This window comes from Maribacter huludaoensis (assembly GCF_029350945.1).
Classification (GTDB): domain Bacteria; phylum Bacteroidota; class Bacteroidia; order Flavobacteriales; family Flavobacteriaceae; genus Maribacter; species Maribacter huludaoensis.
The window spans coordinates 672,813-694,947 of record NZ_JARKMS010000002.1; the positions used below are offsets into that span (position 1 = coordinate 672,813).

Here is a 22,135-nt window from a genome sequence, read left to right on the forward strand (position 1 = left end):
TGTTAATTGAAACTATAAGTTGATATTTGAATTCGAAATGATATAATAATTAGATTATGTGTGGAATAGTATGTGCATTTGATGTTAAGGAAAGTACTGAGGTACTTAGGCCTCAACTTTTAGAAATGTCAAAAAAGATTAGACATAGAGGTCCGGATTGGAGTGGTATCTATGCTGATGATAAAGCCATTTTAGCTCACGAGCGTTTGGCTATAGTTGATCCAGCTTCTGGAAAACAACCATTATTGAGTCCTAATGGTAAATTGATATTGGCTGCCAATGGCGAAATATATAATCATAGAGAATTACGTAAGCAGTTTGAGGGTACATATGATTTTCAGACCGAGTCTGACTGTGAAGTAATATTGGCTTTATACCAGGAAAAAGGGGTTAAGTTTTTAGATGAATTGAACGGTATTTTTGGTTTTACCATTTACGATGCCGATAAAGATGAATATTTTGTTGCTCGTGACCATATGGGCATTATTCCTCTATACATGGGTTGGGATAAAAACGGTACTTTCTATGTAGCATCAGAGTTAAAGGCTTTGGAAGGTACATGTACCAAGATAGAATTATTTCCTCCAGGACATTATTTACATAGTGCTGACGGCGAATTGAAAAGATGGTACTCTAGAGATTGGATGGAGTATGATGCCGTAAAGGATAACGAAACTAGTATACAAGAAGTAAAAGAGGCTTTAGAGGCAGCAGTTCATAGACAATTGATGTCAGATGTGCCTTATGGCGTATTGTTGTCCGGTGGTTTGGATTCATCTGTTACTTCTGCCGTTGCTAAAAAGTATGCACAGAAAAGAATTGAGAGTGGTGATACGGCAGATGCTTGGTACCCACAGTTACACTCTTTTTCCGTTGGTCTGGAGGGGTCTCCAGATTTGGCGGCCGCACAAAAAGTAGCGGACCACATTGGTACGGTACATCATGAAATTAAATTTACCATTCAAGAAGGTTTAGATGCAATTAAAGATGTTATCTATAATATTGAAACATATGATATTACTACCATTCGTTCATCTACACCAATGTATTTAATGGCTCGTGTTATTAAGTCCATGGGTATAAAAATGGTATTGTCCGGTGAAGGTGCAGATGAGATTTTTGGAGGTTATCTATACTTTCATAAAGCACCAAATGCTAGGGAGTTTCATGAAGAGACCGTTCGTAAATTAGATAAGTTGCACATGTACGATTGCTTAAGGGCAAACAAAAGTTTGGCCGCTTGGGGTATTGAAGGTCGTGTGCCATTTTTGGATAAAGAGTTTATGGATGTAGCTATGCGTATTAACCCAGAAGATAAAATGATCAACGGAGAACGTATGGAGAAGTGGGTAGTTCGTAAAGCTTTTGAGGATATGATACCTGAAAGCGTAGCTTGGAGACAAAAAGAGCAATTTAGCGATGGTGTTGGTTATAGCTGGATAGATACCTTAAAAGAACTGGTAGATAAGGAAATAACAGATGAGCAAATTGAAAATGCGGCGTTCCGCTTTCCGATCAACACGCCATTGAACAAAGAAGAGTATTACTATAGAACTATTTTTGAAGGGCATTTTCCTAGTGATGCCGCAGCCTTAAGTGTACCACAAGAAGCAAGTGTAGCTTGTAGTACCGCAACGGCATTGGAGTGGGACGAGGCGTTCAAAAATATGAACGATCCTTCAGGTAGGGCTATAGCTAACGTACATGACGAAGCTTATGTTAAACAATAGGGTTTGAATTAGTCATTATATCTATTGTAAAAACCCCGTCTACTTTGTAGGCGGGGTTTGCTTTTTTATAATAAGTATAATTTTAACTTTTAGAAGCTATCGATCATCTCTTTTAGTTTCTCCTTTGACTCTCCGGTCTTTTCTTGAATACGTCCCAATAGCTCATCAGATTTACCTTCGGCATAAGTAAGGTCGTCATCTGTTAGGTCTCCATACTTTTGTTTAAGTTTTCCTTTTGCTATATTCCACTTACCTTTAAATTGTTCTTCGTTCATAATAGATTGTTTTAAGATTATACCTCTAAGTTAACATCCATATGTAAAGTAAATCTTAATATTTTGGGTAGGAATTGGATAACGCAAACAATCAAATGTATACCGTTAATTTCTACTGTAATTGTTAACATTGGTCAAAGGTTCATTAAGATGTTGATTCATGTTTTAGGTTTTTCCATGAATTTTAAACGTTGTTTTTTTATGAAATTGAACTTCTTGGTAGCGGTAGAAGGTTGAATTTGGAAATTTAGCGTCATTTAAGCGTAAGGGGGTAATTTTCCACAATTATTGTTGATAACTTGCTTTTGTCCAATAGCTAGAAAGGCTATATTTCATGGGGTATTGCGTATATTTGTAAGATTGCAAAATTTGAAGTAAAACAACCTTAATTTTATGAGCGAAGAAGCAAATAAGAAAAATTATTCGGCAGATAGTATTCAGGCCTTGGAGGGAATGGAGCACGTACGTATGCGTCCGTCCATGTATATAGGTGATGTTGGGGTCCGTGGTTTGCACCATTTGGTATATGAAGTAGTGGATAACTCTATTGATGAAGCTATGGGTGGTCATTGTGACAGCATAAGCGTAATCATAAACGAGGACAATTCTATAACAACAAGAGATAATGGTAGGGGTATCCCGGTAGACCTTCATAAAAAAGAAGGTGTTTCTGCACTAGAGGTGGTTATGACCAAAATTGGTGCCGGTGGTAAATTCGATAAAGATTCTTATAAAGTTTCTGGTGGTCTGCACGGTGTTGGTGTTTCTTGTGTAAACGCATTATCCGATCATTTGACGGCAACGGTATTCAGGGACGGTGTAATTTGGCAACAAGAGTATGAGCGTGGTAAAGCATTATATCCTGTAAAAAGAATAGGGGAGACGGAAGAGAGAGGTACCGAGGTTACTTTTCACCCAGATAACACCATTTTTACCCAAACTATAGAATATAGCTATGAAACTTTGGCCAATAGAATGCGAGAGCTTTCTTTCTTGAACAAAGGAGTAACTATAAGTATTACGGACAAGCGCCAAAAAGATGAAAAAGGAGAATTTGTTAGTGAAACGTTTTTCTCTAACGAAGGTCTTAAGGAATTTGTAAAGTTTTTAGATGGTAACCGTGAGTCTTTAATACAAGGGGTTATTGCTATGGAAGGGGAAAAAAATGATATTCCCGTAGAAGTGGCCATGATCTATAATACAAGTTATACGGAGAACCTTCATTCTTATGTAAACAATATTAATACACACGAAGGTGGTACGCATTTATCAGGGTTTAGAAGAGGTTTGACCTCTACGCTTAAGAAATATGCGGATGCCTCTGGAATGTTGGATAAATTAAAGTTTGAAATTCAAGGTGATGATTTCCGTGAGGGTCTTACGGCAATTGTGTCCGTAAAAGTTTCTGAGCCTCAATTTGAAGGCCAGACAAAGACAAAATTAGGGAACAGAGAGGTTTCTGCAGCTGTTAGTCAGGCGGTTTCCGAAATGCTGACCAATTATCTTGAAGAGCATCCAGATGATGCAAAGACCATTGTTCAAAAAGTTATCCTTGCGGCACAGGCTAGACATGCAGCTTCTAAGGCTCGTGAAATGGTACAGCGTAAGAATGTTATGAGCGGTGGTGGACTACCTGGTAAACTATCGGATTGTTCTGAACAAGATCCTGAAAAATGCGAAATATTCCTTGTTGAGGGAGATTCGGCGGGTGGTACTGCCAAAATGGGACGTGATCGTAATTTCCAGGCGATCCTACCGTTACGAGGTAAGATTTTGAACGTTGAAAAAGCTATGCAACATAAAGTTTTTGAAAACGAAGAAATTAAAAATATGTATACTGCTTTGGGTGTTACCATAGGTACCGAAGAGGATAGTAAGGCATTAAACCTTGAGAAACTGAGATATCATAAGGTAGTCATCATGTGTGATGCCGATGTTGATGGTAGTCATATTGAAACATTGATTTTAACGTTCTTCTTCCGTTATATGAGAGAATTGGTAGAGCAAGGTCATATTTACATTGCTACACCGCCTTTATACTTGGTTAAGAAGGGTCAGAAAAAGCAATACGCCTGGAGTGATAAAGAACGTGATGAAATTGCAGATAGTTATAGCGGTGGTGTTAGTATACAACGTTACAAAGGTCTTGGTGAAATGAACGCTGAACAATTATGGGATACCACTATGAACCCAGAGTTTAGGACCTTACGTCAAATACAAATAGACAACGCCACGGAAACCGATCGTGTTTTCTCAATGCTAATGGGTGACGAAGTGCCGCCACGAAGAGAGTTTATTGAGAAAAATGCCGTTTATGCAAACATTGACACATAGAATCTAATACTTACACAACAAAAACCTGCGTCTACAGCGCAGGTTTTTTAGTTTTAATAAAATTTTAATTATGAAAAATCTACTTACATGTATTATTGTTGGAACATGCTTGACTGCTTCAGCTCAGGCAGATTTTAATAATGTTCTTTCGGCAGGAGTTGAAGATGCAGAACGATTTACGACGGATTATATGTCGCCTCTTTCAGAAAGTGTGGTGTATAGCATGTCTACCGGGTGGTACAATACTGCCGATGCAAAACCGTTGGGCGGTTTTGAAATCTCGATCATAGGTAACATTACCGGCTTTAAGAATAAAGAGGATAAAAAGACCTTCATCTTGGATCCTAGTGATTATCAGAATTTAGATTTTGTGGACAACCCGGGAGTTGCAAGAGAAGTGTCTACCGCATTAGGGGATATTTCAGGTACAGAAGTGTTTGTAGAAGGTGAAGTTTTGGGTGTAACGGTTCGTGAGACTTTTGAACTACCTTCGGGCTTGGCAGGAGAAGATATTGATTTTGTTCCTTCAGGATATTTGCAGGGTAGTGTAGGGTTGATAAAAGGAACGGAGCTAAAAGCAAGATTTCTTCCTAAAATAGAATACGAAGATGCATCTATTGGATTGTTCGGTGTTGGACTTCAGCATGATTTCACAAAACTATTACCGGCAGATAAGATACTACCTGTAGCAATTTCCGCCGTTGTAGGTTATACCAACATTAGTGGTGACTATGATTTGGCAAATGCAGATTTAATAGATGGTGAAAATCAACGTATAGAAGCTCAAATTAGTAGTTGGGCGTTTGGAGCGGTCGTTTCTACCAAACTGCCGATCATTAATTTTTATGGAGGGGTAAATTATATTACAGGTAAATCTGTAACTGATGTGTTGGGAACGTATAGGGTTACCAGAGGCCCTTTTGCTTCTGAAACGTATGAGGATCCATTTTCTATTACAAAGAAGGTAGATGGTGTAACCGGTACTTTAGGTACCAAACTTAAATTAGGTTTCTTTAGGCTGAATGCTGAATATAATCTAGGAGAGTTCAATACGGCAACGGTTGGGGTCAACTTTGGTTTTAGATAAATAAAGGTTTTAAATTTAAAAGGTCCGATAGGAATTATCTCTAATTCCGTCGGACCTTTTTTTTGTACTTTAAAAAGTGTAGGTAATACTTTTAAAAAGCTGATCTAGAACAACTATGGGTATAAAAAAGACTGCCCAGATCCCTCCGGACAGCCTTTTTCCCATGGCCCTGTTAAAATCGTTTATTCCCTTATGGCCAATGTTGCACCATCCTTCTTTTGAAGGTAAGAGCCCTCATCCGTTGCTTTGATAGTGATAACATTATTGGGTTTATCTTTAAGACCTTTATACTCTACAGTATATACATCGTCTTTTTTGGACCAGTTGAAATCTGTTTTTAGGATAATCGTAGAACCGTCTATCTCTTGATATCTTCCTAGGTAGACATCGTTAAAAATCCATTCTTTACGAATTGTTTGTTTTGAAGAGCTCTCTGTCACGATTAGCTCAGATTGAGACCATAATCCTATTATAGGATCGTTGTTCTCTTCTATACGAGAACAGTTTGCAAGAAATACTATGGCACATATGGCCAACAAAGAGAGGAACTTCTTAGTCATAAGTAGGTTAATTTAATTTTGGATTTGGGATCCACAGTAATTAACGTGAGTAATTTTGTGTTATTATTTTAATTCGATGTATGGTCGCTTTTTGACGATTTCTTCGTTAAAGCGCAAAAAAAATTAACAAAATGTGCATTTTATCGATGTTTTTAATGTCTTGTAAGGGTAATAAAATCAATAGGTCAGTACGATAATTCATCAATAAATACCTATTTTTGGAAAGGAAATTCAATAATCATAAAATGGACATTCCATTTTATATATAATAATTCATAAAATAAAAATAAATGAAAGTTACAGTTGTAGGTGCTGGTGCGGTAGGTGCTAGTTGTGCAGAGTACATTGCCATTAAGGATTTTGCATCGGAAGTGGTTATTTTGGACATTAAAGAAGGTTATGCTGAAGGAAAGGCGATGGATTTAATGCAAACGGCCTCTTTAAACGGATTTGATACAAAGATAACGGGCAGTACTAACGATTACGCTAAGACAGCTGATAGTCATGTTGCCGTAATTACTTCTGGTATACCAAGAAAACCTGGTATGACTAGGGAAGAATTGATCGGTATCAATGCCGGTATCGTTAAAACGGTTTCAAGTAATCTTTTAGAGCACTCACCTAATGTTATTATCATAGTGGTAAGTAACCCTATGGATACCATGACTTATTTGGTCCATAAAACTACTGGTTTACCTAAAAATAGAATTATTGGTATGGGCGGTGCTTTGGATAGCGCACGTTTTAAGTATCGTTTGGCAGAAGCAATGGAAGCTCCTATTTCTGATATTGACGGTATGGTAATTGGTGGCCATAGTGACACCGGTATGGTTCCTTTAACTTCTCACGCAACTAGAAATAGTATTCGTGTATCTGAATTCTTGTCTGATGAAAGATTGGAGCAAGTTGCTGCTGATACTAAGGTTGGTGGTGCTACATTGACCAAATTATTAGGAACTAGTGCTTGGTATGCCCCTGGTGCGGCAGTTTCTTCAATGGTTCAGGCAATTGCTTGTGATCAAAAGAAAATGTTCCCTTGTTCTACAATGTTAGATGGAGAATACGGTTTAAAGGATATCTGTATAGGTGTTCCTGTAATCTTGGGTAAAGATGGTATCGAGAAAATAGTGGATATTCCATTAAGTGATGCAGAGAAAGCAAAAATGCAAGAAAGTGCTGCCGGTGTAACAAAGACCAATGGCCTTTTAGAGTTATAGTTTAACTACGCTTAACAATAGAACAGAGTCCTTATAGTCTAACTATAAGGACTTTGTTTATTTTATTAGGGATACCTTGGTGGTATATATGTAAAAAATATACTACTTAGAATAATCTTTCTTTTTATATTTGCCGCATGAATGCAAAATGGTGCGTAAGTACTTTATTTATTATTCTAGCCTTATTGGGGCTAAGTCAAGAGCAAACTAAAGCTTCTAATCAACAAATTGTACTGCAATTTGAAGATGTAGAATTAGCTTCGGAATCCGCCCATGATGATATTTTGGAGGCAATTACCACCAAGCTTGAGATTCTAGGGGTTAATAGCGTTGAAATTATAGAGAATAACGGTGCTCAGTTAAGTATACGTTACTATAGTGATGTTGATGCAATTAGTGTAAAAAAGTTCTTGTCCGAAGAAAATGAACGGGCACTTTCCCACGAAGAAGGGTTTCCTTCGGATTATCCATCAGAGGAACTTCCTGAAACGTATAACCTAGTTGTATCCGATCTTCATCAGCAAGCTGAACATGGAGTGACTTTAAATGCAACTATCGTTGCTGTTCAAAAGCAGAGTACCAAAACAATAACCGATCCGGTATTATTACCGTTTTGTAATGCTGTAGCATTAGAACAAGATGTTCTTGTAAGTACGGCTTTTAAGATTAATAGAACTATTGCAATAGCAATAGATAATACTTCACAAATAATTCCAGAAGTAAGGGCAGGGCCTTGCACATGTGGAAATAGTTAATTTCCGATAACATATACGAACACTAAGGAGCGTAATAACTTTTAACGTAAAAGTCTGTTGCCTTGGTTTTTAACATACACAAAATCTTAATCAACATAAATTAAATAAACTATTAAAATGCAAAACAAAGGACTTATAAAGCTGTTTGCTTTATTATTTGGGTTAGTCAGTATTTACCAGCTATCCTATACTTTCGTAACTAGTAAAGTAGAAAAAGAAGCGAACACTTTCGCTGCTAGCCGTATTTCTGAATCTGAAGAAGGCTATATAGCAAAAAGAGAGGCTGCAGCTGCTAGCTATCTTGATTCTATTGGTAACAACCCTGTTTTTGGGTATACCAACTATAATGAAGCTAAAAAGAAAGAACTAAATAAAGGTCTTGACCTTAAAGGTGGTATTAACGTTACCTTACAGATTTCTATTAAGGATATCCTTAAAGGGTTGGCTAATAATACCAAGAGCCCAATATTCAATAAAGCACTAGCTGATGCAGATGCTGCTGCTAGTAATAGTGATGACACGTATATCGATTTGTTTTTTGAAGCTTTCGATAATATTAAAGGTGATACTAAATTAGCTTCACCAGATATCTTCGCCAATAAAGGTCTTAGTGATGAGATCAACTTTCAAATGTCCGATGATGAGGTTAAGCCTATCATCCGTAGAAAAATAGATGAGTCCATCGTTTCTGCCTTTGAGGTACTAAGAGAACGTATAGATGGTTTTGGTGTTACACAACCAAACATTCAAAGAGAAGGTAACTCTGGTCGTATTTTGGTAGAATTGCCAGGTGCTAGAGATATCGCTAGAGCACAAGATCTTTTATCAAGTACTGCTCAATTAGAATTTTGGGAAACGTACAAGCAAAGTAATACCAGCTTCAGTACGTTCCTTATTCAAGCGAACGAGAAATTAAAAACAATTGTTGACGTTAAGCAGCCAGAACAGGTTAAAGAGGAGTCTGAATTAGATTCATTATTATCTGATGTTTCCGCTGATTCTTTAGATTTAGCGACACAGGTAAATCCTTTATACGAATTATTGATTCCTGCTAATCCAGGATCAAATGCAATGTTCCGTGCCGCAATAAAAGATACGGCAACTATTGGTTCTTATTTAAGAATGCCGGAAATCAGAAGATTATTGCCTGCTGATATACAGTTTACAAAATTTGTTTGGGAAAGACCTTCATCAGAAGATACTGAGGTTATTGATTTATACGCATTGAAGTCTAACCGCGAGGGTACACCAAGAATTAGTGGTGATGTTGTTAGTGATGCTAGAGCAGATTTTGATCAGTTCAGTAAGCCTGCCGTTTCTATGACCATGAATACGAAAGGAGCCAAGGAATGGGAAAAATTAACCGGTGATGCTTACACCAACCAGACCGGTATTGCAATTGTTCTGGATAACAAGGTATATACTGCTCCTGGTGTTTCTTCTGGTCCAATCTCCGGTGGTCGTTCAGAGATTACGGGCGACTTTACCGTAAACGAGACTAAAGATATTTCTAATGTGCTTAGAGCTGGTAAACTTCCTGCTTCTGCAGAAATCATTCAATCGGAAATTGTTGGTCCTTCATTAGGTCAAGAAGCTATTGATAGTGGTTTTATGTCATTCTTGATCGCTTTTATAATCGTTCTTTTATGGATGATCGGTTATTACGGTAAAGCAGGTGTATTTGCGGATATCGCTTTAATGTTGAACATCTTATTAATATTTGGTGTCTTAACTAGTTTAAATGCGGTATTGACTTTACCTGGTATTGCCGGTATTGTTTTAACGCTTGGTATGTCTGTTGATGCTAACGTACTGATCTTTGAACGTATTAAGGAAGAGTTGGCAAAAGGTAAAGGTAAGAGCCAAGCTGTTGCAGATGGTTTTGGTAATGCATTGTCTTCAATTTTAGATGCGAACATTACTACAGGTTTAACTGCGGTTATCTTATTTATTTTTGGATCAGGTCCAATTAAAGGTTTCGCAACTACCTTACTTATTGGTATTATTACATCTTTATTTACTGCAATATTCATCACTCGTTTGTTAATCGACTGGTATATTAGTGGAAAAGGTAGAAGTTTGGATTTCTCCACTGGCATCACTAAAAACCTTTTCAAAGGAATTAATGTTGATTTCTTGAAGAAAAGAAAGATTGCTTACATAATATCAGGAATTTTAATAGCAGTTGGTTTATTCTCATTGTTAGCAGGACCGGGATTACAAAAGGGTGTAGATTTTATAGGAGGACGTTCATATACTGTTCGTTTTGAGAATCCTGTAAATCCTTCTGAAATAACATCAGAATTGAATACCGTATTTGGTAGCGGAACAAATGTGAAAACATATGGCGAGTCTAACCAAGTGAAAATTACCACGCCTTATAAAGTAGATGTAGAGGGTATAGAAGTGGATACTGAAATTCAGGATAAACTTTACACTTCCCTTCAGAAGTATTTGCCGGACGGGTTTAGTAAAGAAGCCTTCGTATTGGGCGGTGTTGATGATGAAGCAGTTGGTATTTTGGCATCTGTAAAGGTTGGTCCTACAATTGCAGATGATATTCAGAAAAACGCATTCTTGGCTATTTTAGGGTCATTACTTGTAGTGTTCCTATATATCTTAATAAGATTTAGAAGATGGCAATTCTCATTGGGTGCTGTAACTGCAGTATTCCATGATGTATTGATTGTACTTGGTGTATTCTCAATTTTTGGTAAACTAATGCCATTTAACATGGAAATTGACCAAGCGTTCATTGCGGCGATCCTGACCGTAATTGGTTACTCGCTGAATGATACCGTGGTAGTATTTGACCGTATTCGTGAAACTTTGGCCGAACGTGGCTGGAAAGGTGGTTCTAACATTAACTATGCTATTAATACCACGTTAAGTAGAACATTGAATACATCTTTGACTACATTGGTAGTATTATTGGCAATCTTTATTTTTGGAGGTGAGTCATTAAGAGGATTTATGTTCGCAATGATCGTAGGTGTTCTTGTAGGTACATATTCATCTGTATTTATTGCAACTCCGGTAATGTTCGATGCATTGAGCAAGAAAATTACTTCGGGCAATGCTAAGCCTTCTACTGAAGTAGAATAATAGTCTAACTAACTCAAATAGAAAAAGCCGTTCAGAAATGAACGGCTTTTTTTATTTCATAAGGCTTCTTTTGCTAGTGAATTATACCTGCTGAGCCATGGTCACCGGGTATAAGTTTTAAAATCTTTTTAGGATGTAGTCCTTTTTCTTGTCTATGGGAAACAAAAATGATTGCGGTATCTGTTTCATTGGCAAATTTATTGACCAACGCAACCAATAACCTAGCGGATTTATCGTCCATATCTGCCGTTGGTTCATCCAAAATTAAAATTGGAGGTCTTTTGACCATGGCACGCGCCGTCATTACCAACCGTTGTTGACCCATGGATAAAGCGTTAAAATATTTATTTTTTACATCTTGTAAACCTAAAAGGTTCAGCCATTGATCAATGATTTTTTTTTGAACATCTGTAGGTACGGTATATAGCCCTACGGAGTCTGTTAAACCAGAAATGAGCATGTGCTGTACAGATTGCCTACCATGAAATTTAAGAGTCATTGCAGGTGCGTAGTAGCCTATTTTCTCTTTAATGTCCCAAACACTTTCTCCACTTCCTTTTTTGTTTCCGAACAAATAGATTTCCTGACCGTATGCTTTTGGGTTGTCACCGAATATCATGGAAAGCATAGTAGATTTACCACTACCGTTTGCACCAGAAAGCTGCCAGAAATCACCCTTATTTACTGTCCAATTAATGTTGTTCAATATAGGCTTCTCACCATAGGAGACACTTACGTCCTTGAAGTCTATTAAGGTATCCTTTAAATTGGTAAAAGATGTGGTAGATGCGGGAATGTTGATGAAGTTGAAAGTTTCTGGGATGTCACTTTCATCAAGGACCGAATCTTCAATTATTAAAAAATCATTTTTTTCTAAATAGCCAAAGTTGTTAATAAAGGGAAGTGTATCTTCTTTTCTACTTGCCAATTGAATGAAGGTAATGTCTTTTGCATGTTTTTTCAATATCGATTTTAATTCTTCTTGAAAAGCAAAGTCTAAATTTTCAAATGGATTGTCAAGAATTATATAATCAGGTTTTTCTAACAGTAAATAATGAAGTAGTGCTCTTTTCTGCTCCCCACTAGACATAGTTTCTAATTTTTGGTGCTCAGAGCTAAGAATTTTCTTGTCATACCTATCTTCATCTTCTATAAGCTTGTCTAAAGTTAAGGCGGAAAATAGCCGTCCATTTTTAGGTTTAAACTCTTCTAAGGCCAAAGGTATTCTTCTGTGTTGAAAATCATTGATGAAGCCTTTTTTGTCAGAATTATTATCTAAATATATTACCCAATGATTCATTTATGCATTTATTCTAAAAATATGAACTTTGTTGTTATGGTAGGTGGTTGTAAAGTCTAAAAACATTCCGTTTTTTAAAGCAGTTTTTTGTGAGGGTATATTATCAATCTGTATAATTGAAATTAAACTTTTGGTCCATTCTTTTTGAAAGGTAATTTTCTTACACTTCTCAGCGGCTTCAAATGCAAAGCCTTGCCGCCAGTATTCTGGCAGTATGGAATAGCCTATTTCAAATTCCTTTTTATCATCTACTTCTTGTATGAGTACTCCACAAAGACCCACTAACGTATTGGAACCTTTTAAAAATAGCGCGTTCATACCACCTAAGTTGTCATTATAGCGCTCAAATATTCTGTCAAATTGTTGTTGGCAAGCTGCAATTGGATCTTTTGGTAATCCTGCCCAATATTGGCTACTTAAAGGTTCTTCGTGAAAGGGTAGCCAATTTTCAAAATCCAATGGTGTTACTTCTTTAAAAAGTAAGCGTTCAGATTCTTCATTGAATAATACGTACTTTGGCATTAAACGATATTAAATAAGAAAGTCGAAATTACTTTCTGCTAAAACTGATGCTGTCACCAATAGAAAGCCCCAATTCTTGTGCTAGGCCACCATTTATTTCCAGAACATATTTGATAGGAACCTGTGATGATAGACCGGTTTCGTTAAGTGGCTGTGCATTTTCTTGGAAACTAGCAATTTTTAAATCATCCTTTATGTAAATAATATCTAGAGGAAACTCTGTATTTTTCATATAAAAGGAATGCATTCTCTGGTCTGGGAATATAAATAACATCCCTTGATCTTTATCCATTCCTTTGCGGTACATGAGTCCCGTCTGTGTTTCGTAATCTGTTTCTGCAAACTCTATATTAAACTGACCCTTAATGGTATCGGTCGTATTTAAAAAGATGGTTAAATCTCCTTCATGTGTAAAATCTATACTCTCTGTAGCAATCGTTTTTTTTGGTTCTTCTTTACAGGAGCAGACCAGTAATATTGTTGCCATTATGATAACTGTACTTTTGTAGATAGTTTTCAACATTATGCAGTTTTAGTTTTTTTGAACATGAAATAAAAACCAATGAAAATAAATGGTATGCTCAACCATTGACCGGTTGACAATAGCCCTAAAGATTCTTCAAACCCACCTTGACTTTTCTTTACAAATTCAGCTAAGAAACGAACAGTCCATAACAACACAAAAAATAGACCGAACAGGTAACCGGGTTTATTCTTTTTATCAGTTTTCCAGTAGAGAAAATATAGCAGTACGAAGATTAAAAGATAGCCTATACCTTCGTATAACTGTGCCGGATGACGGTAGGGTATCTCAGCTAAATATTGAGAAAATTGCGGGTTGTTCTCTATAGCTGCATAAGCGGCATTTACAGTTTTTTCCTGTGTAATACCCAGTGCCTTTGATGGATGTAAATCGTCTGAATCGCGAATAAATTTAGTAGCGAATATGAAATTTTCATCTACCACTTTACCATTTATTTCAGAGTTGAAAAAGTTACCTAAACGTACGCAGAAACAGCCTATTGCTACAGGTATTGTCATTCTGTCGAATATCCAAAGCATATTAAACTCAGGGAATTTTCTGGTGTAAAGGTATGTACCAATTATAATACCTATGGTTGCCCCATGGCTTGCCAAACCGGCAAAACCTGTAAATTCATAACCATTAATTAAACCAAAAAGTAAACTACCTGTATCACTTTCGCGAACAGGGACCAAAATTTCTATAAGGTGATTGGAGTAATATGCCCAGTCATAAAAAAATACATGCCCTAATCTAGCCCCTAACATGGTACTTAAAACCGTATAAATGAAAAGCGAGTCTAGTTGCTCTACAGATTTTTTTTCGTTGAGGAATATCTTTTTCATAATAAACCAACCTAAAGCAAAGGCGGTTATCCAAAGTAGGTTGTAATACTTAATTTGTATGAACCCTATGTTGAAAAGTGTCTCGTTCGGATTCCAAGTAATTCCTAAGAAATGCATGTGTTGAATTTTGAAAGGCTAAGATAATAAAATAGAAATCTACCTAGGCTTTAGAATTGGGAAATCGGTTTTGCTTTTGGTTAAAAATAGAATATAGAAAAGAGATAATAGAATATAGAATAGATGCTAGAAAAGAGAAAAACTTGGTTATTTGACTATGTCAATGTTATTATCAACTGAACTTTTAAATTTAATTAGCTTTTTGTTTGAGTTTGCGATTGATTTTTGAACTTGAACTTGAACTTGAATTTTGTGTTTGAGTTTGTGTTTGAACTTGAATTAGGGAACAGGATCATAACCTTTACCTCCCCAAGGATTGCAGCTAAAAATTCGTTTGGTAGCCATCCATCCACCTTTAAATAGCCCATGTTTTTTTAGTGCCTCAACCGTATAATGCGAGCAAGTAGGAGAGTATCTACAGGTAGCCGGCGTATACGGGGAAATTGCCGTTTGATAAAACCGGATTAAAAATATGAAGGGAGCAATAAGAATTTTTTTCAACGTGATCTTATTATTAAAATATTGATTCTTACAAATTTACTATAAAACGGCGAACTGCATAAATTAAGAAGTCCGGATGCATTGCATCCGGACTTCCAACAAAAATGGTTTCTGTTTAGGCACCTATTCTTATGGGTTCTAGCTGTTCGGCCTCTTCTTCGGAGTATATTCTGGATTTTATTAAAAACCGAAGTCCTAAAGGAATTTCCAAGGAAAAGCTTGATCCAATTCCCGGAACGACATCTACAGTCAATTGGGTATGTTTCCAATATTCAAACTGATCTCTGGACATATGAAAATCGCAACCTTCAATAGTGCCTAGCCAAACATCGTTATCATCGAGCATTAAATCACCCTTTTCAAAACACATGGGCGAGGAGCCATCACAACAACCACCACTTTGGTGAAACATAAGTTCGCCATGCTTATCTTTCAATTGAGCAATAATTTTAGCCGCTTTTTCGGTTACCAATACTCTCTTTGTTTTCATCGTAATTCGTTTTTAAAAGAATCCCATTTTTTTCTTATCGTAAGAAATAAGCATGTTTTTGGTTTGACGGTAATGTGCCAACATCATTTTATGGTTTTCTCTACCGATACCAGATTTTTTATAACCGCCAAAAGGTGCATGGGCAGGATATAAGTGGTAGCAATTTACCCAAACCCTTCCTGCCTTGATAGCTCTTGAAATCTTGTAGGCTTGGTGGGTGTCACGGGTCCAAACGCCTGCGCCAAGACCATACAGCGTATCATTCGCAATTTCTATAGCTTCGGCTTCATCTTTAAAGGTGGTAACACAAAGAACGGGACCAAAAATTTCTTCTTGAAAGACCCTCATTTTATTATTTCCTTTTAATATGGTCGGCTCTACGTAATAACCGCCTTCCAAACCTTCATTATATGCCTGAGAACCACCAGTAAGCACTTCGCAACCCTCTTCTTTGCCTATTTTAATATAACTAAGAATTTTTTCGAACTGATCGTTAGATGCTTGAGCGCCCATCATGGTGTTTGGGTCTAACGGGTGTCCCATTTTAATAGCCTTGGTTCTCTCTATTACGCGTTCTATAAATTTATCATATATGCTTTCTTGAACCAGCATCCTAGAGGGGCAGGTACAAACCTCGCCTTGGTTCAAGGCGAACATATTTGCGCCTTCCAGACATTTGTCAAAGAATTCATCATCGGCATCCATGATACTTTCAAAGAATATGTTGGGAGATTTACCACCTAGCTCAAGCGTAACGGGTGTAATGTTTTTAGAGGCATATTGCATTATCAATTGCCCGGTGGTTGTTTCACCGGTAAAGGCTATTTTGTCTATTCTAGGGCTAGATGCCAATGGTTTACCAGCTTCTGCACCAAAACCGTTTACAATATTTAGCACTCCGTCAGGTAAAATTCCTTCAATGATTTCCATTAAAATTAATATTCCTACCGGCGTCTGTTCTGCTGGTTTTAATACTACACAATTACCTGCGGCCAAAGCAGGAGCTAGTTTCCAGGTTGCCATTAGTAAAGGGAAGTTCCAAGGAATTATTTGACCAACGACGCCTAATGGCTCCGTAACGTTCAATGCCACGGTATTAGAATCCAATTCACTGACCGAGCCTTCTTCTGCCCTGATAACACCTGCAAAATATCTAAAATGGTCTACTGCCAAAGGTAAATCTGCGGCACGTGTTTCGCGTATGGCCTTACCGTTGTCCCAAGTTTTAGCCCTGGCAAGAACTTCTAGATTTTGCTCTATTTTGTCGGCAATTTTTAAAAGCATATTGCTTCTTTCTGTTGCTGAGGAAGAATTCCATGATGGTGCCGCTTCCCAAGCCGCATCAATAGCCTTTTCTATATCTTCAGCTGTTGATCTTGGTATTTTTGTAAAAGATTTACCGTCTACGGGAGAGATATTTTCAAAATATTCACCCTTGCTTGGTGCAACCCATTTACCTCCAATAAAATTTTCATACTGGTTTTTAAACTTGGGTTTTTGAAGTACATCTTTTTCTACAGTTGCTGTTGTGCTCATAATATAGGATTTAAGTTAATAATAGAAGTCTAATCGCTTTTGGTTTGTAAATACGATATTCTAAATGTACTTCTCATCATTTCAAATCATCTGACGGATACTACGAATAATGTGAACTATTCTATCAATAATTGATTTTATGATTTTTTTAAGCATATAATTTTGTAAATTCCTTAAAATTAAAGGCATAGTATTGTGATTCGGTTAACTGATAATTTTTTTAATGGAAGGCGACTGGAGACTATGGTGGAGAACCAGACCTCTTATACGTTGAACAATGCCGCTATGCACGTTTTTGAAACACATGAGAAAGCGGCAAGTGTATTATTACAATTTGAGCAACCTGTTTTGGCAAGTATGATACAGGGAAAGAAAATTATGCACCTAAGGGATTATGAATCTTTCGATTTTTTACCTGGTGAGTCTTTGGTTTTGCCCGCAAATGAAGGAATGTGTATAGATTTTCCTGAAGCTATGGCAAAGAATCCTACCAGATGTCTGGCAATGGCTATTTCTGAAGATAAGATCAACAAGGTGCTACAGTTCATGAATGAAAATATGCCAAAAAGTACGAGAGAGGCGTGGGGATTAATGGACTATAATTTTCACTTTGTAAACGACAGGGGTATCTATCAAATTATACAACGTCTTTTGTTTCTTTTTTCTGAAGACCATCCATCCAAAGATCTATTTGTGGATAATATGTTGCGCGAGCTAATTATTCGCATTTTACAGACAAACGAGCGTAAAATTTATAGTAACGCAACATTAACTATAAAGAAGGAAAGTAGGCTTACCGAGGTTATCCGTTTTATTAGGGATAATTTACATAAATCCTTAAGTGTAGATAGTCTTAGTAAAATAGCCTGTATGAGTCCGTCGCATTTTTATAGAACCTTTAAGCTGGAACTTGGTATATCTCCGGTAGAATTTATAAATAATGAACGTATAAAATTAGCGGTAGGCTTATTGCAAGATCCTAAACGTAGTATTAAAGATGTATATCTAGATTGCGGGTTTGAAAGTAGGTCTTACTTCAATAGAGTATTTAAAACTAGACAACATCTAGCACCTGGTGAATACCAGTCTAAAATTCACAAATCTAAATTTTTGGATTAAAGGCTATATGTAGTCCCTTCTTTACCGTCTTTTAATTGAATACCCAGCGCTGCCAATTGATCACGTATTTGATCGGATGTAGCAAAATCTCTATTCTCTCTTGCTGCTTTGCGCAACTCGATTAACAATTCAACAACTCCACCTAGCTTTTCGGTATCGGCATCAGAACTACTTTTGTTTTCTAGACCTAAAACGTCAAAAACGAAACCATGTAATGTGTTTTCTAACTCTAGTTTGTCTTCTGCGGTAATAGATTCACTACCTTCTTTGATAAGATTAATGTGTTTAACGGCATCAAATAATTTCGCAATTAAAATAGGCGAATTAAAATCATCGTTCATGGCAATATAACACGAAGCTTTCCAAGCTGCAACATCAAAATCGGTAGTTTTGCCGGTGCTCAAAGATTTAAGGGAGTTGATGGCTTCCATCAATTTGTTGAAACCTTTTTCAGATGCCAATAAGGCATCATTACTCATATCTAATATACTGGTGTAATGTGCCTGCATCATAAAGAAACGAACCATTGAAGGAGAGAAGGGCTTACTTAATATTTCGTTTTCACCAGAAAATATTTCTCCTGGAAGAATACTGTTTCCGGTAGATTTAGCCATTTTTCTTCCGTTCAATGTTAGCATATTGGCATGTAGCCAATAATTTACAGGACTTTGACCATTGCAAGCCTCCGCCTGTGCAATTTCACATTCATGGTGGGGAAATTTAAGGTCCATTCCGCCTCCGTGAATATCAAATGTTTCGCCTAAATATTTTGTGCTCATGGCAGTACACTCTAAGTGCCACCCAGGAAATCCATCGCCCCAAGGTGATGGCCAACGCATAATATGCTGTGGTTCCGCTTTCTTCCACAAAGCAAAATCTTGCGGATTATGTTTGTCATCTTGCGCGGTAAGATCACGTGTATTGGCGATCATATCTTCAAGCTTTCGCCCGCTTAATTTACCGTACTCATGTTCTTGGTTAAACTTTGCAACATCAAAATATACAGAGCCATTGGTTTCATAGGCAAATCCTTTCTCAAGAATATCCTTAATAATTTCAATCTGTTCTATAATATGACCGGTTGCCGTAGGCTCAATACTTGGAGGTAAGAAATTAAATTTCTCCAAGATATTATGGAAATCTACAGTATAACGCTGTACCACCTCCATAGGCTCCAATTTTTCTAAACGTGCCTTTTTTGCAATTTTATCCTCACCATCTTCGGCGTCATCTACTAAATGACCTGCGTCTGTAATGTTACGTACGTATCTTACTTTATAACCAAGATGTCTAAAGTATCTGAAAATCATATCAAAAGACATGAAAGTTCGGCAGTTTCCTAAATGTACATTGCTATACACGGTTGGTCCACAAACATACATGCCTATATGGCCCTCGTTTATGGGTTTAAAAACTTCTTTCTTTCCGGTTAGGGAATTATATACTTTTATTTCTTGACTTTCGTACAATTGCATGAAGCTATATGCTATTAAAAATGGGTATCTAAATTAAGGTAGTTCAAAAACTCGCGACGTACCAATTCTTCTTTGAATTTCCCGCCATATTCTGCGGTTACGGTGCTACTGTCAATATCGCGAATTCCTCTAGAATTTACACAAAGATGTTTTGCATCTATAACACAGGCAACATCTTCTGTACCTAAAGCTTTTTGTAATTCTCTTACGATTTGAATGTTCAATCTTTCTTGAACCTGAGGACGTTTAGCGTAATAATCAACTATACGGTTCATTTTGGACAAGCCTACTACGGTACCGTTAGATATATATGCAACATGGGCGCGACCTACAATTGGTAGTAAATGATGTTCGCAAGTAGAATATAATGTGATGTTCTTCTCAACCAACATTTCACCGTACTTGTACTTGTTGTCAAATGTAGAAGCTTTGGGCTTCCTTGCAGGGTTTAAGCCACCGAATATTTCGTTGACATACATTTTAGCAACTCTGTTAGGAGTTCCTTTTAGGCTGTCATCGGTTAAATCCAAACCTAGCGTAAGCATGATATCGCGTACATTTTCGCGAATGCGTTCAATCTTTTCGGCATCATCCAGATCAAAAGCATCTGAACGTAATGGAGTGTCTTCTGATGTAGAAATATGATCATTTCCCAATTCATCAAATTGATCTTCCAGTGTATCCTCAATTTTCATTTTATCAATCTTTTAGAAGCTGCAAAGATATACAATATGTGCCACTTTATAACTCATTACGGGCATTACACAACATAAATTAGCCATAACGTGATGGTCTGGTTAATTTTATTTTTTCAAATCAGAAGTTCCCTATGGCCAAGTACGGTATATCTTTCTTGTTTATATGTTTTTTTGGCATATTCACTTGCTTTGCCCAAGTAGCGGCAGACTGTGCCAATGCCGTACCTATTTGTTACAACACTCCGGTAAATGGAGGTACAAATGGGTACGGAATAGATGATTTTAACGGTGCTACTATTTCTGGCTGTATAACCCAAGGTAGCGGCACTATTGAAACAAATTCTGCTTGGTATAAATTTAAAGTTGGTGAAATAGGTCAACTTGGCTTCAATATAGGTTTTGATTCTAGTGAAGATTGGGATTTTGCCTTATACAGAACAAGTGACTGTACTTCATTAGGTGAGCCTATTAGATGTAATTATTTTGATAATTCTGATGATAGTCGTTTTATAGGGGTAGGTGAGGACCCTACAGGTATTGCCAATATACAATATGATGATTGGTTAGATGTAGGGCCAGGAGAGGAATACCTCTTAATGATCAATAACTTTAGTAACAATAACTCAGGATTTTCAATTCAGTTTTCAGGTAACATATTTGTTGAATTCCCTAATACTGCCTTAGATTGTAATATAATAGATAATCTATTGGGACCTCCTGTTATTGCTTGTGATAATGAAACTGTAGTCTTAGATGCTACAACTGTTGATGCAGAAGACTATGAATGGTATTTAGATGCTGGCACAGGCTATCAACTTATACCAGGTGAAACTAATGCGCAACTTTCTACAGCAGTTTCTGGGATGTACCGTGTTTTGGTAGTTAGACCATTGGAAAATAATTTAATTAGCGAAACCCAAGTGGCCTATGCGCCTTCTCCAGAAACCTTTCCTTTAGAAGATGAAACTGCTTGTTTAGATGGTACGGCTATAGATTTTAATGCAAAAGATGCAGAGGCCTTAGGTGCTCAGAGTTCGCTAGATTTTAGGGTATCTTATCATGAAAGTTTTGAAGATGCTTTTGATGGTGCCAATGCACTTTCAAAAGAATTTATACCTACAGAAGTTGCCCAAACAATATATGTAAGAACTACATCAATAGAAAACTCTATGTGTTTTGATGCTTCTGAAACTTTTGTGGTAAATGGAATTGAATTGCCTGTTTTAGATTTTGAAACAGAAGTGTTCATATGTGGTAATGAGCCAATTGTAACTATTGGGCAGCGAATTCCAGATAATGATTTTATGTATGAATGGAGCTCCGGCCACACATCTTCATTGATTACGGTTTCAGAGCCCGGTGTTTACACTTTATCGGTAACGAACAAAGAAGGGTTAATTCAGTGTATTACCGTACGTTCCGTTACTGTTGTATTTTCTAGTCCGCCTGTAATTTCAGATATTACTGTAGAGTACGAAGATGATGCCTCTAACGTAGTTAATGTCAGTTTAGAGGAAAACGGTGATTTTGAGTTTCAAGTTGATAATGGAATACCTCAGTACAGCGGGGTTTTTAATAATCTGTTCCCTGGGGAGCATACCGTTACCGTACGTGATGTAAATGGTTGTGGTTCTGATACTAGAGATTTTGTAGTTGTTGGTTTTCCTAAGTTTTTTACGCCCAACGGTGATAATGTAAATGATACCTGGGAAGTAGACGGATTATCGGTTTTAGATAATCCTGTAATTACTATTTTTGATCGATATGGCAAGTTGCTTTATAGAATAGTCGAAAATTCCCCTGGTTGGGACGGTACTTTTAATGGCACATTATTGCCCGAGTCTGACTATTGGTTCAAGCTTACCTATACCAATTCTCTTGGAGAGGATACCAGTGCTTCGTTCATAAATAATCATTTTACATTAAAGCGCTAACCCTGCTTTTTA

Annotated in this window: 19 protein-coding genes; 8 read left to right on the plus strand and 11 right to left on the minus strand. The window is 37.0% G+C overall.

The genetic code is table 11. The features are described from left to right. The first annotated feature begins 56 nt into the window (after positions 1 to 56). The gene (gene asnB / locus PXC01_RS08030) at positions 57 to 1,730 is read left to right on the plus strand and encodes an asparagine synthase B (RefSeq protein ID WP_276471769.1); all 1,674 of its coding nucleotides are present in this window, start codon (positions 57 to 59) and stop codon (positions 1,728 to 1,730) included. 89 nt (positions 1,731 to 1,819) lie between these two features. Here the strand turns inward: asnB and PXC01_RS08035 are convergent, their stop codons facing one another. Next, positions 1,820 to 2,005 (minus strand): CsbD family protein, encoded by a 186-nt coding sequence (locus tag PXC01_RS08035; protein WP_276471770.1) that lies wholly within the window; start codon positions 2,003 to 2,005, stop codon positions 1,820 to 1,822. A gap of 393 nt (positions 2,006 to 2,398) precedes the next feature. Between PXC01_RS08035 and gyrB the strand changes: the two genes are divergently transcribed. Both gyrB and PXC01_RS08045 read left to right on the plus strand, forming a co-directional pair. Continuing rightward, entirely contained in the window at positions 2,399 to 4,339 is a 1,941-nt protein-coding gene (gyrB, locus tag PXC01_RS08040; protein WP_276471771.1) for a DNA topoisomerase (ATP-hydrolyzing) subunit B, read from the plus strand. 70 nt (positions 4,340 to 4,409) lie between these two features. Then, positions 4,410 to 5,426 (plus strand): DUF6588 family protein, encoded by a 1,017-nt coding sequence (locus tag PXC01_RS08045; protein ID WP_276471772.1) that lies wholly within the window; start codon positions 4,410 to 4,412, stop codon positions 5,424 to 5,426. A 182-nt stretch (positions 5,427 to 5,608) separates the two neighbouring features. Here the strand turns inward: PXC01_RS08045 and PXC01_RS08050 are convergent, their stop codons facing one another. Beyond that, positions 5,609 to 5,986, minus strand: coding sequence for a hypothetical protein (locus PXC01_RS08050; protein ID WP_276471773.1), 378 nt, complete (start codon positions 5,984 to 5,986; stop codon positions 5,609 to 5,611). Between the two features lie 290 nt (positions 5,987 to 6,276). Between PXC01_RS08050 and PXC01_RS08055 the strand changes: the two genes are divergently transcribed. From PXC01_RS08055 to secDF, 3 genes are all read left to right on the plus strand, one after another. Further along, positions 6,277 to 7,203 (plus strand): malate dehydrogenase, encoded by a 927-nt coding sequence (locus PXC01_RS08055; RefSeq protein ID WP_276471774.1) that lies wholly within the window; start codon positions 6,277 to 6,279, stop codon positions 7,201 to 7,203. Positions 7,204 to 7,340: 137 nt separating this feature from the next. Then, entirely contained in the window at positions 7,341 to 7,958 is a 618-nt protein-coding gene (locus PXC01_RS08060; RefSeq protein ID WP_276471775.1) for a hypothetical protein, read from the plus strand. Positions 7,959 to 8,075: 117 nt separating this feature from the next. After that, entirely contained in the window at positions 8,076 to 11,063 is a 2,988-nt protein-coding gene (gene secDF, locus PXC01_RS08065) for a protein translocase subunit SecDF (protein ID WP_276471776.1), read from the plus strand. 73 nt (positions 11,064 to 11,136) lie between these two features. Here the strand turns inward: secDF and PXC01_RS08070 are convergent, their stop codons facing one another. The 7 genes from PXC01_RS08070 to exaC form a co-directional block, all read right to left on the minus strand. Further along, a complete protein-coding gene (locus PXC01_RS08070) occupies positions 11,137 to 12,363 on the minus strand; it encodes an ATP-binding cassette domain-containing protein (protein WP_276471777.1) in 1,227 nt (408 codons plus the stop codon). Next, complete coding sequence (locus PXC01_RS08075; RefSeq protein ID WP_276471778.1) at positions 12,364 to 12,885, minus strand: GNAT family N-acetyltransferase; 522 nt, start codon at positions 12,883 to 12,885, stop codon at positions 12,364 to 12,366. Between the two features lie 28 nt (positions 12,886 to 12,913). Next, entirely contained in the window at positions 12,914 to 13,372 is a 459-nt protein-coding gene (locus tag PXC01_RS08080) for a DUF192 domain-containing protein (RefSeq protein ID WP_276471779.1), read from the minus strand. A 35-nt stretch (positions 13,373 to 13,407) separates the two neighbouring features. Further along, positions 13,408 to 14,370: a prolipoprotein diacylglyceryl transferase gene (lgt, locus tag PXC01_RS08085; RefSeq protein ID WP_276471780.1), complete on the minus strand. Its 963-nt coding sequence runs from the start codon at positions 14,368 to 14,370 to the stop codon at positions 13,408 to 13,410. 279 nt (positions 14,371 to 14,649) lie between these two features. Further along, on the minus strand, positions 14,650 to 14,871 hold the full coding sequence (gene yidD, locus PXC01_RS08090; protein WP_276471781.1) for a membrane protein insertion efficiency factor YidD: 222 nt from the start codon (positions 14,869 to 14,871) through the stop codon (positions 14,650 to 14,652). Positions 14,872 to 14,986: 115 nt separating this feature from the next. Beyond that, complete coding sequence (locus tag PXC01_RS08095) at positions 14,987 to 15,361, minus strand: DUF779 domain-containing protein (RefSeq protein ID WP_276471782.1); 375 nt, start codon at positions 15,359 to 15,361, stop codon at positions 14,987 to 14,989. Between the two features lie 12 nt (positions 15,362 to 15,373). Next, positions 15,374 to 16,897, minus strand: coding sequence for an acetaldehyde dehydrogenase ExaC (exaC, locus tag PXC01_RS08100; RefSeq protein WP_276471783.1), 1,524 nt, complete (start codon positions 16,895 to 16,897; stop codon positions 15,374 to 15,376). Positions 16,898 to 17,092: 195 nt separating this feature from the next. Here exaC and PXC01_RS08105 point away from each other — a divergent pair, with 195 nt between their 5' ends. Beyond that, positions 17,093 to 18,016, plus strand: coding sequence for an AraC family transcriptional regulator (locus PXC01_RS08105; protein WP_276471784.1), 924 nt, complete (start codon positions 17,093 to 17,095; stop codon positions 18,014 to 18,016). Here PXC01_RS08105 and cysS read toward each other — a convergent pair. Beyond that, complete coding sequence (gene cysS, locus PXC01_RS08110; protein WP_276471785.1) at positions 18,013 to 19,491, minus strand: cysteine--tRNA ligase; 1,479 nt, start codon at positions 19,489 to 19,491, stop codon at positions 18,013 to 18,015. The genes PXC01_RS08105 and cysS overlap by 4 nt on opposite strands. A gap of 14 nt (positions 19,492 to 19,505) precedes the next feature. Next, positions 19,506 to 20,186 (minus strand): GTP cyclohydrolase I FolE, encoded by a 681-nt coding sequence (gene folE / locus PXC01_RS08115; protein WP_276471786.1) that lies wholly within the window; start codon positions 20,184 to 20,186, stop codon positions 19,506 to 19,508. A 134-nt stretch (positions 20,187 to 20,320) separates the two neighbouring features. Between folE and PXC01_RS08120 the strand changes: the two genes are divergently transcribed. Beyond that, positions 20,321 to 22,123 (plus strand): T9SS type B sorting domain-containing protein, encoded by a 1,803-nt coding sequence (locus PXC01_RS08120; protein ID WP_276471787.1) that lies wholly within the window; start codon positions 20,321 to 20,323, stop codon positions 22,121 to 22,123. Positions 22,124 to 22,135: the final 12 nt, after the last annotated feature.

Excerpts from the sequence above, each read along its gene's own strand:
- PXC01_RS08075 (WP_276471778.1), bottom strand. The coding sequence starts at position 12,885 with ATGCCAAAGTACGTATTATTCAATGAAGAATCTGAACGCTTACTTTTT.
- PXC01_RS08050 (WP_276471773.1), bottom strand. The coding sequence starts at position 5,986 with ATGACTAAGAAGTTCCTCTCTTTGTTGGCCATATGTGCCATAGTATTT.
- PXC01_RS08095 (WP_276471782.1), bottom strand. The coding sequence starts at position 15,361 with ATGAAAACAAAGAGAGTATTGGTAACCGAAAAAGCGGCTAAAATTATT.
- secDF (WP_276471776.1), top strand. The coding sequence starts at position 8,076 with ATGCAAAACAAAGGACTTATAAAGCTGTTTGCTTTATTATTTGGGTTA.
- PXC01_RS08120 (WP_276471787.1), top strand. The coding sequence starts at position 20,321 with ATGGCCAAGTACGGTATATCTTTCTTGTTTATATGTTTTTTTGGCATA.
- PXC01_RS08055 (WP_276471774.1), top strand. The coding sequence starts at position 6,277 with ATGAAAGTTACAGTTGTAGGTGCTGGTGCGGTAGGTGCTAGTTGTGCA.
- PXC01_RS08035 (WP_276471770.1), bottom strand. The coding sequence starts at position 2,005 with ATGAACGAAGAACAATTTAAAGGTAAGTGGAATATAGCAAAAGGAAAA.
- gyrB (WP_276471771.1), top strand. The coding sequence starts at position 2,399 with ATGAGCGAAGAAGCAAATAAGAAAAATTATTCGGCAGATAGTATTCAG.
- lgt (WP_276471780.1), bottom strand. The coding sequence starts at position 14,370 with ATGCATTTCTTAGGAATTACTTGGAATCCGAACGAGACACTTTTCAAC.
- PXC01_RS08045 (WP_276471772.1), top strand. The coding sequence starts at position 4,410 with ATGAAAAATCTACTTACATGTATTATTGTTGGAACATGCTTGACTGCT.
- PXC01_RS08070 (WP_276471777.1), bottom strand. The coding sequence starts at position 12,363 with ATGAATCATTGGGTAATATATTTAGATAATAATTCTGACAAAAAAGGC.
- PXC01_RS08060 (WP_276471775.1), top strand. The coding sequence starts at position 7,341 with ATGAATGCAAAATGGTGCGTAAGTACTTTATTTATTATTCTAGCCTTA.
- folE (WP_276471786.1), bottom strand. The coding sequence starts at position 20,186 with ATGAAAATTGAGGATACACTGGAAGATCAATTTGATGAATTGGGAAAT.
- PXC01_RS08080 (WP_276471779.1), bottom strand. The coding sequence starts at position 13,372 with ATGGCAACAATATTACTGGTCTGCTCCTGTAAAGAAGAACCAAAAAAA.
- cysS (WP_276471785.1), bottom strand. The coding sequence starts at position 19,491 with ATGCAATTGTACGAAAGTCAAGAAATAAAAGTATATAATTCCCTAACC.
- asnB (WP_276471769.1), top strand. The coding sequence starts at position 57 with ATGTGTGGAATAGTATGTGCATTTGATGTTAAGGAAAGTACTGAGGTA.
- exaC (WP_276471783.1), bottom strand. The coding sequence starts at position 16,897 with ATGAGCACAACAGCAACTGTAGAAAAAGATGTACTTCAAAAACCCAAG.